The organism is Leisingera thetidis (genome assembly GCF_025857195.1).
Lineage (GTDB): Bacteria > Pseudomonadota > Alphaproteobacteria > Rhodobacterales > Rhodobacteraceae > Leisingera > Leisingera thetidis.
Window position 1 is genome coordinate 1,958,464 of record NZ_CP109787.1, and the last position, 14,383, is coordinate 1,972,846.

Sequence of the window (14,383 nt, forward strand, 5' to 3'; positions counted from 1 at the left end):
CCTTTGCAGAAATACTCCCGCCGGAGGCAACGGCGCCCGCCCGGGGCGCCGTTTCACTTTGCGGGCAGCTGCGCGATCAGGCTGGCGGAGACCGGTGCCAGCGCCACCCGGTTTGCGCGGTCCTGCAGCCCCCAGAGCAGCAGGGCGGAAATCGTGTCGGGCTGCAGGCGGCCCAGCATGATCACCGCGCCCTCCTGCCCGGCCCGGAACGCCGCCTGGTCCAGAAACCGCCGGATCGCCCGGGGGCCCTGGTTCGCGCCGTCGAAATCCCGGAACACCACACCGGCCGGAACCCCGTCCCGCAGCGCCAGTTTCTGCACCGTGTTGAGGCCGCTGTTCTGCGTGACCAGCCCGTATCCGGCCGACGCCGCGGCTGCTGCCACCTGATCCGCCAGCGGCCGGTTGCCCTGCACGCCGGTCTCGACGCCTTCGAGAATCGCCACCGCCTCCGGCAGCTTGCCGCGCCAGACCTCCAGCGCCGTTTCGGCGTCCTGCGGCGAGGCTTCGCGCGGCAGGTCCGCCAGCATCAGCACCTCGAACCCGGCCGCCCGCCGCGCCGCCATTTTTGCCGCGGCCTCCGGGTCATCAGGATCGATGGCAAAGCTCAGGGGATAGGGAAACTCCGCCAGCGCTTCGGCGCCGACAGCACCAGCGCCGTCGATCAGAACAATCGACATCAGAGGCCGGTTGTCCGGATTGTCAAAACGCTCGGCATGGGCCGCAAACGGAAACTGATCCGGCTGCCCTGCCGCGGCCAGGGCATAGTCCCGCGGCTTGTCCCGGTCCGTGAGCGGCACCACGGGCTTGCCGATACCCGGCACCAGGGCCTGCTGCTGCTGCTCCTGTTCCGCAATATCGTCGGGGCCGTTTTCAGTCTCTTCCCCTTCGGTGCGGTCTCCGGCGGCGGGCAAGCCGGGCGCGGTGCCAATGACCGGCAGCGTCGTTGCCTGTGGCGCGGCGCCGATATCCGGTGCCAGAACCGAAGCGGTTTCCCGTGTTTCAGGAGATTGCGGCACCGTTGGCAATGGCGCTGTTTCCGGCATCGCCGCCGTGGCGGCGGCCGCGTCTTCCCCGGCAGGCTCCCGCGGCGCAGGCGCGGGCTCAGTTGCGGCGACCACGGCACTTTCGCTGCCAGGCGCCTGCGGCGCTGCCGGCTGGGCTGCCTGCGGCAGGCTTTCGGCCCTGTCCTGCGCCAGCCCCGGCGCCTGAGCAGGCACGGGGCTGCCGCCGTCCGCAGCAGCGGTGGCAAGTCCAACCTCCGGTTTTCCGGCCGGAGCTGTATCCGCTCCGGCCAGAGCGCTGAGATCGTCGCTGCCGCCGGTTGCGGCGGGGCCTGCTGGCTGCGCTTCGACAAGATCCGCGTCCCGCCCCCGGCCGTTGCCCGGCACTTCCACCGCCTCCCCGCCGCCATTCGGCATCCGCGGCGTGCTGCCGGGATCATGCTCCGCCGGCGCGGGTGCCGCATCCGCCGTCTCTTCGGCAGGTTGCGGCACCGCCGCCGCCGGGTCTGCCACCGGCTTTTCCCTGGGTCCGGAAACCGGCAGGGGCACCGACAACGACAGCATTGCCAGCCCGCCTGCGGCCAGCAACGCCCCGACACTCACGCCGCCCAGAAATCCACGCATGCCTGTTTTGCCTCTCAATCCGTTTTGCGGTGCTGCGCCGTTGCGGTGTGCCTGGTGAACCTTGTTTCTGTTCCCCGGCTATCGCCTTTCCTGCCCTTGACGCTGCCCCGTATCCCTGAACATGTATGTTGCAGCCACTATACTGCGGCGCGGCCCCCGCCCGCCACCCTTAAAAGAGCCCGCTACGATGCTGCTGCTGATCGACAACTACGATTCCTTCACCTACAACCTCGTCCATTACCTAGGCGAGCTGGGCGCGGAAATGGAAGTGCACCGCAACGACGCCATCAACGTGCAGGAGGCGATGGCGATGAAGCCCGCGGGAATCCTGCTGTCGCCCGGCCCCTGCGACCCGGACCAGGCCGGCATCTGCCTGGCGCTGACCGAGGCCGCCGCCGAGACCGGGACGCCTCTGATGGGCGTCTGCCTCGGTCATCAGACCATCGGCCAGGCCTTTGGCGGCAAGGTGGTGCGCTGCCACGAGATCGTGCATGGGAAAATGGGCAGGATGCACCACAAGGATACCGGCCTTTTCAAAGGCTTGCCCTCGCCCTTTGATGCAACCCGCTACCATTCCCTGGTGGTGGAGCGTGAAACCCTTCCGGACTGCCTGGAAATCACGGCAGAGCTGGAGGACGGCACCATCATGGGGCTGCAGCACAAGGAGCTGCCGATCCATGGCGTGCAGTTCCACCCGGAATCCATCGCCTCCGAGCATGGCCACGCGCTGCTGAAGAATTTCCTGGACGTGATGAAGGTGCCCGCATGAGCGACCGTCTGAAGCCGCTCATCGGAGCCGCCGCCGTACGCCCGCTGACCCGCGCGGAAGCGGAGACCGCATTCACCCTGCTGTTCGAGGGCGAGGCCACGCCCAGCCAGATCGGCGGCCTCCTGATGGCGATGCGCACCCGCGGCGAGAGCGTCGATGAATATGCCGCCGCCGCCGCGGTGATGCGTGCCAAGTGCCACCCGGTAAAGGCGCCTGCAGGCGCCATCGACATTGTCGGCACCGGCGGCGACGGCAAGAACACATTGAACATCTCCACGGCGACCGCCTTTGTCACCGCCGGCGCCGGCGTGGTGGTCGCCAAACACGGCAACCGCAATCTCAGCTCGAAATCCGGCACCGCCGACCTGCAGTCGCAGATGGGAATCAAGGTGATGGTCGGGCCGGAAGTGGTTGAAAAGGCGATCAATGAAGCCGGCATCGGCTTCATGATGGCGCCCATGCACCATCCCGCGACACGCCACGTGATGCCGACCCGCACCGAACTTGGCACCCGCACCATCTTCAACATCCTCGGCCCCCTGACCAACCCGGCCGGCGTCAAGCGCCAGCTGACCGGCGCCTTCAGCCGCGACCTTATCCGGCCGATGGCGGAAACGCTCAAGGCGCTCGGCGCGGAACGCGCCTGGCTGGTGCACGGATCCGACGGCACCGACGAGCTGACCATCACCGGCATCAGCTGGGTGTCCGCGCTCGAGGAAAACGGCGACATCCGGGACACCGAACTGCACCCCGAAGAGGCCGGCCTGCCGGTCCACCCGTTCGAGGCAATTGTCGGCGGCACCCCGGAAGACAACGCCCGCGCCTTCCGCGCCCTTCTTGACGGCGCCCCCTCGGCCTACCGCGATGCGGTTCTGCTGAATGCGGCCGCGGCGCTTGTGGTTGCCGGACTGGCCGCCGATCTCAAGGACGGTGTGGCCAGGGCCGCGGCTTCGATCGACAGCGGCGCCGCCAAATCCAAGGTCGAGGCGCTGGCCCGCATCACCTCCGCCGCATGACGGATTGTCCCGCCGGGCTGGGCGGCTGGTCCAGCCTGCCTTTCTTTGCTGACACATGGCCCGCAATCGCGGCGGCGCTCCAGGAGGACTCACGCGACATCCTGCCGCCCGCCCATCAGCGGTTTGCGGCGCTTGAGCTGACACAGCCCGAAGACACCCGCGTCGTGATCCTCGGCCAGGACCCGTATCCGACTCCAGGCCACGCGCACGGGCTGGCCTTTTCCGCGGAACCGCATGTGCGCCCGCTGCCCCGATCCTTATCCAATATTTACAAGGAATTGCACGCCGATCTTGGTGTGGCACGCACAACCGCGGACCTGCGCGGCTGGGCCCGCCAGGGTGTTCTGCTGCTGAACACAGCGCTGTCCGTTCCCGCCGGCGAGGCGAATGGCCACAAACTCTTGGGCTGGCATCATTTGGTGCACCAGGTTCTGCACCTGACGTCCGAACGCCCGACGGCTTACATCCTCTGGGGAAATTCGGCGCAGAAGCTTGAAAAACATATCAAACCGGGCGATCACCTGATCCTGGAAACCGCCCATCCCTCGCCCTTGTCGGCGCGGCGCGGTTTCTTCGGGTCCCGGCCCTTCTCAAAAGTGAACAATTGGCTCGCCGCCCGCGGCGAAGCCGGCATAGACTGGAACGCATGAACGGAGGCACCGGTATGACCCAAAACGTGCTGGACAAGATCAAGGCCTACAAGCTCGAGGAAGTGGCTGCCGACAAGGCCGCCAAACCGCTGGAAGCGGTTGAAGCCGAAGCGCAGAACGCGTCCCCGGTGCGCGGCTTTGCCGACAGCCTCATCAAGGCCGCCCGCGAGGGCTATGGGCTGATTGCCGAGATCAAGAAGGCCAGCCCCTCCAAGGGCCTGATCCGTCCGGATTTCGAGCCAGCCGAACTGGCCAAGGCCTATGAAACCGGCGGCGCCGCCTGCCTCTCGGTGCTGACCGACACGCCCAGCTTCCAGGGCGCCAAGGACTACCTCAAGGCGGCCCGGGCCGCCTGTGCGCTGCCGGTGCTGCGCAAGGATTTCATGTATGACACCTACCAGGTGGCCGAAGCCCGGGCGCTCGGCGCAGACTGCATCCTGATCATCCTGGCATCCGTGTCCGACGATCAGGCGCAGGAGCTGGAACAATGCGCCTTCGACTGGGGCATGGACGTGCTGCTCGAAGTGCATGACGCCGAGGAGCTGGAGCGCGCCTGCAGCCTGAAATCGCCGCTGATGGGCATCAACAACCGCAACCTCAAGACCTTCGAGACCACGCTGGACACCACCCGCGAGCTGTCCAGGCTGGTGCCCGCGGACCGCACCATCGTCTGCGAAAGCGGCCTGTCGACCCCGGAGGATCTCTCCGACATGGCCCGCTACGGCGCCCGCAGCTTCCTGATCGGTGAAAGCCTGATGCGGCAGGAGGACGTGGCCGGCGCAACCCGTGCGCTGCTCGCCAATCCGCTGACGCCCGGCATGATGTAAGGAGACCGGCCATGAGCCTCAGCCATTTCGACACCAAGGGCGATGCCCATATGGTCGATGTCTCGGACAAGGCGGTGACCGCGCGGGTCGCAACCGCCGAGGGCCACATCGCCATGGCGCCTGAAACGTTCACGATCATTTCCGAAGGCCGGGCCAAGAAGGGCGACGTGCTGTCGGTTGCCCGGCTGGCCGGCATCATGGGCGCAAAGAAGACACCGGACCTGATCCCGCTGTGCCACCCGCTGCCACTCGCCAAGGTCGCGGTGGAGCTGACGCTGGACCCGGATCTTCCCGGTGTCCGGATCGAGGCCACGGTCAAGACCACCGGCCAGACCGGTGTCGAGATGGAGGCGCTGACCGCGGTCTCCACCGCCGCGCTCACAGTCTATGACATGGCCAAGGCCGTGGACAAGGCGATGCAGATCGGCGGCATCCGCGTGACACTGAAAGATGGCGGAAAATCAGGCAGGTACGAGGCGTAAATGATCCCGGTCAGCGAAGCCCGCGGGCATCTTCTGTCACTGGTCTCCCAGCTGGAAACCGAAGAGGTTCCGCTGGCGGAAGCCGCAGGCCGGGTGCTGGCCCGCGATGTGCAGGCGCGCCGCGACCAGCCGCCGTTTGCCGCCTCGGCCATGGACGGTTACGCGGTCAACGCGGCAGAGGTCGAACTGCACGCCATGTTCAAGGTGATCGGCGAAGCAGCTGCCGGCCATGCCTTCAATGGCCGCACCGGTGCCGGCCAGGCGGTGCGCATCTTCACCGGCGCGCCGGTGCCCGAAGGCGCAAGCTTTGTTGTCATTCAGGAAGATGTCAGCCGCAGCGGCGATCTGATCACCATCACCGATGCGCCGGGCAGCAATAGCAACATCCGCCCCCGCGGCGGCGATTTCAAAGACGGCCAGACTGTCAGCGCACCCAAACTGCTGAACGCGGCCGATATCGCGCTGCTGGCTGCGATGAATATCCCGGCGGTGCCGGTCACCCGCCGGCCGGAGGTCGCGCTGATCTCCACCGGGGATGAGCTGGTGATGCCGGGCGGCACGCCGGAACCGGATCAGATCATCGCCTCCAACACCTTCGGGCTCAAGGCCATGCTGGAGGGCCTCGGCGCCAAGGCCCGCATTCTGCCGATCGCCCGCGATACCGAAAGTTCCCTGCGCACCGCCTTTGCACTGGCCGAAGGCGCCGATCTGATTGTGACCATTGGCGGCGCCTCGGTCGGCGACCACGATCTGGTCGGCAAGGTCGCCGCGGATCTCGGCATGGAACGCCGCTTCTACAAGGTGGCGATGCGGCCCGGCAAACCGCTGATGGCCGGCTGCCTGCACGGCACGGCCATGGCCGGACTGCCCGGCAACCCCGTCTCGGCGATGGTCTGCGGCCACGTCTTTCTCGCCCCGATGGTCCGGGCCATGCTTGGCCTGCCCGCCGCCGGGCCGGCGCTGATGTCCGCCCCGCTCGCTGCCCCGCTCCGCGCAAACGGCCCGCGCGAACACTACATGCGTGCGCGGTTGGAAAATGGCGGCCTCCGCGCCTTCGAAAATCAGGACAGCTCGCTGCTCACGGTCCTGGCCGAAGCCAATGCCCTGCTGGTCCGCCCAGCCGGTGACGGCGCCCGAACGGCGGGCGAAACCGTGCAATACATGCCGCTCTAGCGCGCTTTCACCTTTGCAAAAATACTCCCGCCGGAGGCACGCGCCCCCGGCGCGTTTCGCTGCTGGCGCAACTGCAGCCGCCGTTGTTGACACAAAACGTGAACAAGCGTAGAACAAAAGAAAACACGAGGCGCGGAGGGAGCGGCGATGCTCACAAAAAAGCAACTTCAACTGCTGGAATTCATTCATAAACGCCTGCAGCGCGATGGCGTGCCGCCGAGTTTTGATGAAATGAAGGTGGAACTCGACCTGCGGTCGAAATCCGGCATCCACCGGCTGATCACGGCGCTGGAGGAGCGCGGCTTCATCCGCCGCCTGCCGCACCGGGCGCGCGCCATCGAAATCATCCGGCTGCCCGAAAGCCTTGGCGGCGCGGCCGAGCCGCAGGGGTTCACGCCGCACGTCATCGACGGCGGCCAGGCTCCCGCCGCCGTGCCGGTGCCGGCCGCCGCGGATCCGATGCGCCAGGCCGCGGTGGAACTGCCGGTGATGGGCCGCATTGCCGCCGGTGTGCCGATCGAGGCGATCAGCCAGGTGTCGCATCAGGTGGCGGTCCCGGGCAGCATGATCGCGCCCAACGGCCAGCACTTCGCGCTGGAGGTGAAGGGCGATTCGATGATCGAGGCCGGCATCAATGACGGCGACATCGTGGTGATCCGCGAAACCGAAGCGGCCGACAACGGCGACATCGTCGTGGCGCTGGTCGAAGGCCAGGAAGCCACGCTCAAGTATTTCCACCGCCACGGCCGGACAATCGCGCTGGAGGCCGCCAACCCGGTCTATGAAACCCGCCATTATCCGGAGGACCAGGTGCAGATCCAGGGCCGCCTGGTCGGGCTGATCCGGACCTACTGAGCCGCGCCGCCCGGGCCCATCAGGCCGCGCAGGCGGAGGGTTTCCGGCCCTTCCGGGCGCCACCCGCTCCAGGGCCGCTCGCCGGCGGCACTGCGGGCCGTCCGCAGCCTGCCGCCGGCATACCAGGCGATGCTGCCGGTCTGCCGCATCGCGCGCGGTGTCAGCAGCAGGCAGCCGCCGGGCGGTTCCGCAGCAACTGTGGACACGACGATATCGCCGTCTTTGCAGCCGCCGGCCTGGGCAAGCTTGCGTTTCCCCGGCGCGTGAACCAGCCGGAAACCCGGACCCTGCCACACCGGCAGGCCGCGGTCTTCCTCCCGCCAGCGCGCCGCCGCCATTGCCTGTTCCGCCGGGTCGCCATCATTCTCCAGCCAGATGCCGGCGGTGAACCCCTGCCCTTTGGCACGCGACAGGGCACGCCCGTCCGGCTGCATCACGCCGATCAGCCCGCCTGAGTCGGCAATGATGACGGCGGGCCGCTCCGCTCCGGTCCAGACCATCAGCGCGGCTGCGGCAGGCAGGAAACCGGCCAGCCGCAGCCGCCCCTGCCAGATCACCGCAAACAGCATGCCCGAGGCGAACAGCGGCAGCACCATGGCGTCCGGCGCCGGCACCGCTGACACCGCTCCCTCAAATCCCGACACGGTTTGCGCGACGGCCAGGATCCAGTCCAGCCCCCACCGCATCACCGTCAGCCCGATCCCTTCCAGCCCGAGCGGCGCCAGGCACAGCGCCAGCACCGCCGAGGGGATCACCACCGATCCCATCACCGGCACCGCCAGCAGATTGGCCAGCAGCCCGTAATGCGGCACCGTGTTGAAATGCGCCGCCGCAACCGGCGCCGTCGCGGCCCCCGCCACCGCCGAGGAGATCACCAGCGCCAGCACCGGCCGCAGCCAGCGCGGCGCCTTTGCCGGTCCGCCGTCCCGCAGCGCCCCGAACACCGCGACCAGCGCCGCAGTGGCGGCAAAGCTCATCTGGAATCCCGGGCTCAGCAGGCTTTCCGGCCGCCGCAGCAGCACGATCAGCGCCGCCACCGCCACCGCCCGCAGGGTGATCGCGCGGCGGTTCAGCAGCACCGCGCCCAGCATCGCGGCCACCATGACAAAGGCCCGCTCGGTGGCCACATTGCCACCGGACAGCAGCAGGTAGCCGCTTCCGGCGGCCAAGGCGGCCAGCGCTGCCAGTTTCTTGACCGGCCAGCGCAGCGCGCACCACGGCACCAGGCAGAACAGCACCCTGACGGCGGCAAACACAAACCCGGTCAGCAGCCCCATATGCAGCCCGGAGATCGCCAGAAGATGCGCCAGGTTGCTCTGCCGCAGCGCAGTCAGCGTCCGCTGCCCGACGCCGCTGCGGTCCCCGGCGGTGATGGCAGCGGCAAACCCGCCGGTTTCACCCGGGATCCGCTGCTGCAGGTAATGCGCCAGCACGCTGCGCAGGCGCTCAACCGGCACCCCGCCGGCCGGCGCCTCCGCCAGCAGCACCGGCGCGCGGGTGTAGCCCAGCCCGCCCAGCTGCTTGAACCAGGCATGGCGGCGGAAATCGAACCCGCCGGGCTCGGCCGGCCCCTGCGGCGGCAGCAGATGCGCGGTTGTCATCACCCGCGCGCCGGGCGGCGGCACCTGCTCCTGGCCTTTCAGCGAAATCCGCACCCGGACCGGGGTCTTGCGAGGCGATACCCGGTCCAGCCGGACCTGATCCAATGTCAGCCGCAACGCATCCGTCGGAGACCGGTCCACGGCCACCACCCGCCCCTCCACCGGGCCGTAATAGCGGAAATCCAGAACCGGGGCCGCGACCAGATGCGCCCGGACCCCGGCAAGGCTCAGGCCCGCTGCCGCAAAAGCAGGCGCCCAGCACAGAAAGGCGAGAGGCCGCGGCCGCACCGCGCAGCAGGCCAGAACCACAGACAGGACGGCAAAAGCTGCAATCACCGTCATGCCGGGTTCTGATTTCAAGCTGAAATAGGCCCCGATCCCGGTGCCCAGAAACACTGGAGTCCAGGGAAACAGGTGGCCCCGCTGCGCTTGCAGCTGGTCTGTGATGGCTGCGCTGAGCCGCATGCTTGCCCCCCGCCTTCTGGCCCGGTAGACAGGCTGCAACTCTAGGCCTCACATGGTTTCCAAAAGGTAAATCCTTCTCATGACCCAACCGGTTGTCACCCGTTTCGCGCCGTCCCCCACCGGCTTTCTGCATATCGGCGGCGCCCGCACCGCGCTGTTCAACTGGCTTTATGCCCGCGGCCGCGGCGGCAAGTTCCTGCTGCGCATCGAGGACACCGACCGCGAGCGGTCGACGCCCGAAGCAACCGCCGCCATCCTGCAGGGCATGGAGTGGCTGGGCCTGGACCACGACGGCGAGGTGATCAGCCAGTTCGAACGCGCGGACCGCCATGCCGAGGTCGCCGAACAGCTGCTGGCCGAAGGCAAGGCCTACAAATGCTTTGCCACCCAGGACGAGATTGCCGCCTTCCGCGACCAGGCCAAGGCCGAGGGCAAATCCACCCTCTACCGCTCGCCCTGGCGCGACGCCGATCCGGCCAGCCACCCCGATGCGCCCTATGTGATCCGCATCAAGGCGCCGCAGGACGGCGCGACCGTGATCAACGACGAGGTGCAGGGCGGCGTCACCATCCGCAACGATCAGCTTGACGACATGATCCTGCTGCGTTCGGACGGCACCCCGGTCTACATGCTGGCGGTTGTGGTCGACGACCGCGACATGGGCGTCACCCATGTGATCCGCGGCGACGACCACCTGAACAACGCCGCCCGCCAGATGATGATCTATGAGGCAATGGGCTGGGATGTGCCGGTCTGGGCGCATATCCCGCTGATTCACGGGCCGGACGGCAAGAAGCTGAGCAAGCGGCACGGGGCCCTGGGGGCGCAGGAATACCAGGCAATGGGCTATCCGGCGGCCGGCATGCGCAACTATCTGGCCCGTCTGGGATGGTCGCACGGCGATGACGAATTTTTTACGGACAGCCAGGCCAAAGAGTGGTTTAATTTCGACGGTATCGGCAAGAGCCCGGCCCGGTTCGACACCAAGAAACTGGAGAACCTCTGCGGCCAGCATATTGCCGTGAGCGGTGACGCTGCGCTGCGGCAAGAGATCAGCGCCTATCTGGCAGCTGCCGGAAAACCTGATCTGACTGACGCGCAGTCACAAGGGCTGGAGCGTGCGATGTATTGCCTCAAGGACCGGGCCCGTACCTTCCCGGAACTGCTTGAAAAAGCGCATTTCGTGCTGGCATCCCGGCCGCTTGACCGGGACGAAAAGGCAGAAAAGGCACTGGCTTCAGTATCCGATGGTATACTGGACGAATTGACGCCGCAGCTGCAAAATGCTAGCTGGGTCCGTGACGATCTGGAGGCGCTTCTGAACACATTTGCAGAAGCCCATGATACCAAGTTCGGCAAGCTTGCGGGCCCTTTGCGGGCGGCACTGGCAGGCCGGGCGGTAACGCCTTCGGTGTTCGACATGATGCTGATTCTGGGCCGCGAGGAAACGCTGGCCCGGCTCGCTGACGCAACGGGCTGAGACCGGTCTTCACTCCCGGGTAAGCCTGTTATGATACGACAACCCCTGCGCGACTCAGCGCAGGTGCTGCCCCGCACGAAGACCGCCGGCACGGCAGCTTTCGTGCCCGCAACAGGAAGGGACATCTATGACCGAGACACAGAAATCTGCCACGCTCAGCCTCAAAGGCGAAACCTACGAGCTGCCCATTTTCTCGCCAACGGCCGGGCCCGATGTTCTCGACATCCGCAAGCTCTATGCGCAGGCAGGTGTGTTCACCTATGACCCGGGCTTCACCTCCACCGCCAGCTGCGACAGCACCATCACCTATATCGATGGCGGCAAGGGCGAGCTTTTGCACCGCGGCTACCCGATCGACCAGCTGGCGTCGAAATCGCATTTCCTCGAAGTCTGCTACCTGCTGCTCTACGGCGAGCTGCCGACCGCCACCCAGCTCGAGGATTTCGAGACCCGGGTGACCCGCCACACCATGGTGCATGAGCAGATGCACAACTTCTTCCGCGGATTCCGCCGCGACGCGCACCCGATGGCAACGCTGGTCGGCGTGGTCGGTGCGATGTCGGCCTTCTACCACGACTCGCTGGATGTGACGGACCCCTGGCAGCGCGAGGTTGCCGCCATCCGGCTGATCGCCAAACTGCCGACCATCGCCGCGATGGCCTACAAATACTCGATCGGCCAACCCTTTGTGTATCCGCGCAACGATCTCGATTACGGCGCCAACTTCCTGCACATGTGCTTCTCGGTTCCGGCCGAGGAATACCACGTGAACCCGATCCTGAGCCGGGCCATGGACCGGATCCTGATCCTGCACGCCGATCATGAGCAGAACGCCTCGACCTCGACCGTACGCCTGGCCTCCTCCTCCGGCGCCAACCCGTTTGCCTGCATCGCGGCCGGCATCGCCTGCCTCTGGGGCCCGGCCCACGGCGGCGCCAACCAGGCCTGCCTGGAAATGCTCAAGGAAATCGGCTCGGTCGACCGCATCCCCGAGTTCATCGCACGCGCCAAGGACAAGAACGACCCGTTCCGCCTGATGGGCTTCGGCCACCGCGTCTACAAGAACACCGACCCGCGCGCCAAGGTGCTGAAACAGTCGGCGGACGAGGTGCTGGAGCTTCTGGGAGTCGAGGACAACCCGCTGCTGCAGGTCGCCAAGGAGCTGGAGCAGACCGCTCTGAACGACCCCTATTTCATCGAGAAGAAGCTGTTCCCGAACGTCGACTTCTATTCCGGCATCATCCTCGAGGCGATGGGCTTCCCGACCTCGATGTTCACCCCGATCTTTGCGGTCAGCCGCACCGTCGGCTGGATTTCCCAGTGGAAGGAAATGATCGCCGATCCGCAGAACAAGATCGGCCGCCCGCGGCAGCTGTACCTGGGCGAGACCCTGCGCGACTACGTCGATATCGAAAAGCGCTGAGCGTCAGCGCCAAGTTTCTGGAAACGCCCTGCATTTGCGGGGCGTTTTCTTTTGCGGACAGCGGCTTGCCCGGTGTTTTCATTCAAAGTGCCGCATGTAGCGGCGCCGAACACTAGCCGCATGTCCGTGGCAATCCGAACTGAACAGCCGGATTGTTTCCCCAAATTTCTCAATGTTTAGTGGTATTTGACGATACTACCTCAACCAATTAATGAACTGTTCAGTTTTATTAAGACTGGCAGAGCACCTCCCTGCACACTTTCAAACCGCCATCTGCCAGGGGGCCAGGGGATTTATGACATGGAATTTTTGATCTTGCTCGGCATCGGCCTTACCGTTGGCGGCGTGGCAATGGCGCTGGATGATGATGACGATGAGATCCAGGGCGACACCACTGCTGACGCAACCGACGGCAATGATGATCTGGCCGGCGCCCCGGGCGGCGACACCATTTTTGCCAAGGACGGCATCGACATCGTGGACGGCAATGGCGGCGGCGACCGTTTGTTCGGCCAGGATGGAGCAGATCTTCTGACCGGCGGCGAAGGCGATGACTTCCTGCGCGGCGGATCGGGGTCGGATATTATCATTGATGCCCAAGGCAGCGACACGCTGATCGGCGATCTTGGCAGCGATCTGATTGTTGCGACCAGCGCGGTTGACCCGGACGATGCCATGCAGCTGGTCCGGGATTGGCTGGAAAATGAAGACCCTGATGAAGCTTTGCAGCTGGAACGTGACCTGGGCGCGCCGGATACCGACGATGATGCGGATGTGATCCAGGCCGGCCGCGGCGATGACGAAGTCTATGCCGGCAGCGGCGATACAGTAGCTTTGGGTGAAGGCTACGATGAACTGGTGCTGGGCGACTGGATCGAAACCGGCGATGAACCGGTGGTCCTGACCGATTACAGCCCGCTCGAAGACATGATCGTCTATTACTATGACGGTGCCGCCGCGGCGCCGGAAATCACCGTCGAGAACACTCTGGACGAGTTTGGTGATGAAGACGACGCCCTGCTGCTGGCCAACGGCGAGGTCTTTGCCCGGATCGACGGGGCCGGCGGCCTGGTCTCTCCGCACAGCGTCTGGGTCCTCGAACGGAGCTGACGCGCGGGCTGCCGGAGGCTCTCCCTCCGGCACACGCCCAACCTGAACGCCGCTCAGCGCCCCTCGAATTCCGCGGGGCGTTTTTCCATAAAGGCGGTGACCCCTTCCAGGAAGTCGCGGGTCTTGCCGCATTGCCCCTGCAGATGCGCCTCTTCCGACAGCTGTTCGGCAAGACTGCGGCCAAAGCTTTCGCGCAGGGCGGATTTGGTGGCGGCAAAGGCCTTGCTGGGCCCTTGGGCCAGATAGGCGGCGCGTTCGCGCCAATGGGCGTCGAACTCCGCATCCGGCACCGCCTCCCAGATCATGCCCCAGTCGCTGGCCTGCCGGGCGCTGACGCGGTCGGCGAACAGCGCCGCCCCCATCGCCTTGGCCAATCCGATCTGGCGCGGCAGGAACCAGGTGCCGCCGGCATCCGGCATCAGGCCGATGCGGGCGAAGGCCTGCATGAAAAAGGCGCTTTCGCAGGCAATCACCACATCCGCCGCCAGCGCCAGGTTGGCCCCGGCCCCGGCCGCCGCCCCGTTGACGGCCGCCACCACCGGCACCGGGCAGTCATAGATCGCCTGCAGCATCGGCAGGTATTCGTCGCGCAGGGTGCGCTCCAGATCCAGATCGCCGGTGCCGGAGGCATCGCTCAGATCCTGGCCGGAACAGAACGCATCCCCTGTGCCGGTCAGCACCACCGCCCGCGCCTCTGCCGAGGCCATCCGCATCGCGTGGGTGATCTCCGACCGCATCCGGCTGGTCAGCGCGTTCTTGCGCGCTTCGCGGTTCAGGGTGACAACGGCCAGCCCGTCCTGCACAGATAACAGGATTTCCTTGTATTCCATCGGTTTGCCTCACGTATCTTCGACCAAAGGCACTGGCGCGCCCCCCTGCCCATTCGAGGGTATGGTGACGCAAAGCG

13 protein-coding genes are annotated in these 14,383 nt (G+C 66.3%); 10 read left to right on the forward strand and 3 right to left on the reverse strand.

The annotated features are described in order from the left end of the window. Positions 1-53 precede the first annotated feature (53 nt). Complete coding sequence (locus OKQ63_RS09345) at positions 54-1,625, reverse strand: divergent polysaccharide deacteylase family protein (protein ID WP_264213654.1); 1,572 nt, start codon at positions 1,623-1,625, stop codon at positions 54-56. A gap of 187 nt (positions 1,626-1,812) precedes the next feature. Here OKQ63_RS09345 and OKQ63_RS09350 point away from each other — a divergent pair, with 187 nt between their 5' ends. The 7 genes from OKQ63_RS09350 (at position 1,813) to lexA (ending at position 7,397) form a co-directional block, all read left to right on the forward strand. Continuing rightward, on the forward strand, positions 1,813-2,394 hold the full coding sequence (locus OKQ63_RS09350; RefSeq protein ID WP_264213655.1) for an anthranilate synthase component II: 582 nt from the start codon (positions 1,813-1,815) through the stop codon (positions 2,392-2,394). Then, entirely contained in the window at positions 2,391-3,410 is a 1,020-nt protein-coding gene (gene trpD / locus OKQ63_RS09355) for an anthranilate phosphoribosyltransferase (protein WP_264213656.1), read from the forward strand. Before OKQ63_RS09350 ends, trpD begins: the two co-directional genes overlap by 4 nt. Beyond that, positions 3,407-4,060 carry a uracil-DNA glycosylase gene (locus OKQ63_RS09360; protein WP_264213657.1) on the forward strand — a complete coding sequence of 218 codons (654 nt, stop codon included), beginning with the start codon at positions 3,407-3,409 and terminating at the stop codon, positions 4,058-4,060. The genes trpD and OKQ63_RS09360 overlap by 4 nt, the downstream gene beginning before the upstream one ends. A 14-nt stretch (positions 4,061-4,074) precedes the next feature. Beyond that, positions 4,075-4,887, forward strand: coding sequence for an indole-3-glycerol phosphate synthase TrpC (trpC, locus tag OKQ63_RS09365; protein ID WP_264213658.1), 813 nt, complete (start codon positions 4,075-4,077; stop codon positions 4,885-4,887). Between the two features lie 11 nt (positions 4,888-4,898). Next, positions 4,899-5,369 (forward strand): cyclic pyranopterin monophosphate synthase MoaC, encoded by a 471-nt coding sequence (gene moaC, locus OKQ63_RS09370; protein ID WP_264213659.1) that lies wholly within the window; start codon positions 4,899-4,901, stop codon positions 5,367-5,369. Further along, positions 5,370-6,542 (forward strand): molybdopterin molybdotransferase MoeA, encoded by a 1,173-nt coding sequence (locus OKQ63_RS09375; protein ID WP_264213660.1) that lies wholly within the window; start codon positions 5,370-5,372, stop codon positions 6,540-6,542. It abuts the gene before it with no gap. A 147-nt stretch (positions 6,543-6,689) separates the two neighbouring features. Next, positions 6,690-7,397, forward strand: coding sequence for a transcriptional repressor LexA (gene lexA / locus OKQ63_RS09380; RefSeq protein ID WP_264213661.1), 708 nt, complete (start codon positions 6,690-6,692; stop codon positions 7,395-7,397). On the opposite strand, the gene OKQ63_RS09385 is transcribed toward lexA, so the two are convergent. Then, the gene (locus tag OKQ63_RS09385) at positions 7,391-9,463 is read right to left on the reverse strand and encodes a ComEC/Rec2 family competence protein (protein WP_264213662.1); all 2,073 of its coding nucleotides are present in this window, start codon (positions 9,461-9,463) and stop codon (positions 7,391-7,393) included. The two genes, lexA and OKQ63_RS09385, sit on opposite strands and share 7 nt — an antisense overlap. A gap of 79 nt (positions 9,464-9,542) precedes the next feature. On the opposite strand from OKQ63_RS09385, the gene gltX reads away from it, so the two are divergent. From gltX to OKQ63_RS09400, 3 genes are all read left to right on the forward strand, one after another. After that, the gene (gene gltX / locus OKQ63_RS09390; protein WP_264213663.1) at positions 9,543-10,943 is read left to right on the forward strand and encodes a glutamate--tRNA ligase; all 1,401 of its coding nucleotides are present in this window, start codon (positions 9,543-9,545) and stop codon (positions 10,941-10,943) included. 127 nt (positions 10,944-11,070) lie between these two features. Beyond that, on the forward strand, positions 11,071-12,366 hold the full coding sequence (locus tag OKQ63_RS09395; RefSeq protein WP_264213664.1) for a citrate synthase: 1,296 nt from the start codon (positions 11,071-11,073) through the stop codon (positions 12,364-12,366). Between the two features lie 300 nt (positions 12,367-12,666). Beyond that, positions 12,667-13,476, forward strand: coding sequence for a calcium-binding protein (locus OKQ63_RS09400; protein WP_264213665.1), 810 nt, complete (start codon positions 12,667-12,669; stop codon positions 13,474-13,476). Positions 13,477-13,529: 53 nt separating this feature from the next. On the opposite strand, the gene OKQ63_RS09405 is transcribed toward OKQ63_RS09400, so the two are convergent. After that, positions 13,530-14,306, reverse strand: coding sequence for an enoyl-CoA hydratase-related protein (locus OKQ63_RS09405; RefSeq protein WP_264213666.1), 777 nt, complete (start codon positions 14,304-14,306; stop codon positions 13,530-13,532). Positions 14,307-14,383: the final 77 nt, after the last annotated feature.

Excerpts from the sequence above, each read along its gene's own strand:
- OKQ63_RS09345 (WP_264213654.1), bottom strand. The coding sequence starts at position 1,625 with ATGCGTGGATTTCTGGGCGGCGTGAGTGTCGGGGCGTTGCTGGCCGCA.
- OKQ63_RS09350 (WP_264213655.1), top strand. The coding sequence starts at position 1,813 with ATGCTGCTGCTGATCGACAACTACGATTCCTTCACCTACAACCTCGTC.
- trpD (WP_264213656.1), top strand. The coding sequence starts at position 2,391 with ATGAGCGACCGTCTGAAGCCGCTCATCGGAGCCGCCGCCGTACGCCCG.
- OKQ63_RS09360 (WP_264213657.1), top strand. The coding sequence starts at position 3,407 with ATGACGGATTGTCCCGCCGGGCTGGGCGGCTGGTCCAGCCTGCCTTTC.
- trpC (WP_264213658.1), top strand. The coding sequence starts at position 4,075 with ATGACCCAAAACGTGCTGGACAAGATCAAGGCCTACAAGCTCGAGGAA.
- moaC (WP_264213659.1), top strand. The coding sequence starts at position 4,899 with ATGAGCCTCAGCCATTTCGACACCAAGGGCGATGCCCATATGGTCGAT.
- OKQ63_RS09375 (WP_264213660.1), top strand. The coding sequence starts at position 5,370 with ATGATCCCGGTCAGCGAAGCCCGCGGGCATCTTCTGTCACTGGTCTCC.
- lexA (WP_264213661.1), top strand. The coding sequence starts at position 6,690 with ATGCTCACAAAAAAGCAACTTCAACTGCTGGAATTCATTCATAAACGC.
- OKQ63_RS09385 (WP_264213662.1), bottom strand. The coding sequence starts at position 9,463 with ATGCGGCTCAGCGCAGCCATCACAGACCAGCTGCAAGCGCAGCGGGGC.
- gltX (WP_264213663.1), top strand. The coding sequence starts at position 9,543 with ATGACCCAACCGGTTGTCACCCGTTTCGCGCCGTCCCCCACCGGCTTT.
- OKQ63_RS09395 (WP_264213664.1), top strand. The coding sequence starts at position 11,071 with ATGACCGAGACACAGAAATCTGCCACGCTCAGCCTCAAAGGCGAAACC.
- OKQ63_RS09400 (WP_264213665.1), top strand. The coding sequence starts at position 12,667 with ATGGAATTTTTGATCTTGCTCGGCATCGGCCTTACCGTTGGCGGCGTG.
- OKQ63_RS09405 (WP_264213666.1), bottom strand. The coding sequence starts at position 14,306 with ATGGAATACAAGGAAATCCTGTTATCTGTGCAGGACGGGCTGGCCGTT.